Origin of the sequence: Bifidobacterium tissieri (assembly GCF_002259645.1) — a bacterium.
Lineage (GTDB): Bacteria > Actinomycetota > Actinomycetes > Actinomycetales > Bifidobacteriaceae > Galliscardovia > Galliscardovia tissieri.
This window is the reverse complement of sequence record NZ_MWWV01000027.1, coordinates 1-2,674: the sequence shown is the minus strand read 5'-3', so window position 1 is coordinate 2,674 and position 2,674 is coordinate 1. Positions and strand designations below refer to the sequence as shown.

The 2,674-nt window shown below is 60.4% G+C and carries 2 protein-coding genes; both read left to right on the top strand.

The genetic code is table 11. The features are described 5' to 3' along the window. Positions 1-999: glycoside-pentoside-hexuronide (GPH):cation symporter (locus BTIS_RS11480; RefSeq protein WP_143248955.1), on the top strand; the 999-nt coding region annotated here is incomplete at its 5' end. Between the two features lie 544 nt (positions 1,000-1,543). After that, positions 1,544-2,674: glycoside-pentoside-hexuronide (GPH):cation symporter (locus BTIS_RS11475; protein WP_245819442.1), on the top strand; the 1,131-nt coding region annotated here is incomplete at its 3' end.

Here is a 2,674-nt window from a genome sequence, read left to right as displayed (position 1 = left end):
ACCGGCTCCATCGGCTACAACGGCATCACCGTGGTCGTCATCCCGATCGTCACCTACTTCAGCTACGTGTTCACCGGCTCCCACACCGAAAGCCAGTCCGGCTGGACGGCGTTCGGCGTCATCGTCGCGCTGCTTGGCATCCTCACCGCGCTCACCGTCGCGTTCGGCACCAAGGAGAACGAGAGTGCACTGCGTTCCAAGGCCCAGGAGAACGGCAACCCGCTGCAGGCGTTCGGCGCCCTGGCCCACAACGACCAGCTGCTGTGGGTCGCGCTGAGCTACCTGCTGTACGCCATCGCCAACGTGGCCACCACCGGCGTGCTGCTCTACCTGTTCAAGTTCGTACTCGGCCAGCCGGCCGCCTTCTCCATCGCCGGCGTGATCCCGATCATCACCGGTCTGGTCGCCGCGCCGCTCTACCCGATCCTCAACCGCTACATCCCGCGCCGCTACCTCTACCTCGCGGGCATGGTGTTCATGATCGCCGGCTACGTGATGTTCATCATCGGCGCGCAGAGCCTCACCCTCGTGATCGTGGCCCTCGTGCTGTTCTACATCCCCGCTACGTTCATCCAGATGACCGCCATCCTGAGCCTCACCGACTCCATCGAGTATGGTCAGCTCAAGACCGGTCGTCGTAACGAGGCCGTGACCCTGTCCGTGCGACCGATGCTCGACAAGATCGCCGGCGCATTCTCCAACGGCATCGTCGGCTTCATCGCCGTGGCCGCCGGAATGGTAGGGTCGGCCACCGCCGCCGACATGACCGCCGCCAACATCCGCACCTTCAAGATGTTCGCCTTCTACACGCCGCTCGCCCTGATCGTGGCCAGCCTCCTCGTGTTCATGTTCACCGTGAAGATCGACGAGAAGATGCATGCCGAGATCGTCGAGGAGCTTGAGGCCAAGCTCGCCAGTGGTGAGATCGAGTCCGAGGACGCCAAGGATGCCGATCTCGTCGAGGAGAACGCTGCGGAGGGTGCTTCCGATAGGAAGTAACGCGTACCGCGGTTCACAACATGGCGATGCCTTGACTCCATTGGTTCCACCATTGAAAAATGGCCGGAATCGTCAGACATCCCCGTGTTGTGAACCGCTTCCTCCGATAAAATGTGAAGAAAAAGTGAATATGTTGAGGTGTCGTGTCGCCGTGGTTTTGTTGCGGCCTTCACCCTCCGCGATATTCGCTTCCATGGCTCCGAAAGCATTCTCCGACAACGGTGTCGGATGATCATCCGGAACCATGGCCGCAGTTGCGTCCTCGGCATTCCGAAACGAATCCGCCTCCCGATTCGCCCCGTTTTGCGTGTCTTCCCTCGCAAACCGGGGCGCAATACTTTCGCGGAAGCGGCTTTTCGCCGTCTCGTCGCAACAAAATCATTGAACAAGCATGCCGTCACATGGGCGATAACGTTACGGATATCGGATCAAAGGCTGATCGTTCCGAATGGTTTACACGCACGATCATTCGGATTTCTTCTAAGGAGAAGAACCTATGTCCAGTAACGAATCGTCGCCGGTGGCACCGTCGAAACGCCCACTGATGCGGCAGCACATCGTATACGCCTTCGGCAATCTGGGACAATCCGGCTTCTATAATGCGCTGAGCACCTACTTCGTCGTCTATGTCACCAGCTCCCTGTTCGCCAACGTCGACGAGACCGTCGCGTCACGGCTTATTGGGGTCATCACCGGTCTGATCGTGGTCATTCGCATCGCGGAGATCTTCATCGACCCGCTGCTGGGCAATCTTATCGACAACACCACCACAAGAATGGGACGGTTCCGTCCATGGCAGCTCATCGGCGGCACGGTCAGCGCCATCCTCCTATTCATGGTGTACACCGGCCTGTTCGGTCTGGTCAACGTGAACCAGACGTGGTTCATCGTGCTGTTCGTGATCGTGTTCATCGTGCTCGACGTGTTCTACTCGCTGCGTGACATCTCCTACTGGGGCATGATCCCCGCCATCTCTGAGGACTCCCATGAGCGCAGCGTCTACACTGCTCTCGGCTCCTTCACCGGCTCCATCGGCTACAACGGCATCACCGTGGTCGTCATCCCGATCGTCACCTACTTCAGCTACGTGTTCACCGGCTCCCACACCGAAAGCCAGTCCGGCTGGACGGCGTTCGGCGTCATCGTCGCGCTGCTTGGCATCCTCACCGCGCTCACCGTCGCGTTCGGCACCAAGGAGAACGAGAGTGCACTGCGTTCCAAGGCCCAGGAGAACGGCAACCCGCTGCAGGCGTTCGGCGCCCTGGCCCACAACGACCAGCTGCTGTGGGTCGCGCTGAGCTACCTGCTGTACGCCATCGCCAACGTGGCCACCACCGGCGTGCTGCTCTACCTGTTCAAGTTCGTACTCGGCCAGCCGGCCGCCTTCTCCATCGCCGGCGTGATCCCGATCATCACCGGTCTGGTCGCCGCGCCGCTCTACCCGATCCTCAACCGCTACATCCCGCGCCGCTACCTCTACCTCGCGGGCATGGTGTTCATGATCGCCGGCTACGTGATGTTCATCATCGGCGCGCAGAGCCTCACCCTCGTGATCGTGGCCCTCGTACTGTTCTACATCCCCGCCACGTTCATCCAGATGACCGCCATTCTGAGCCTTACGGATTCCATCGAGTACGGTCAGCTCAAGACCGGTCGTCGTAACGAGGCCGTGACC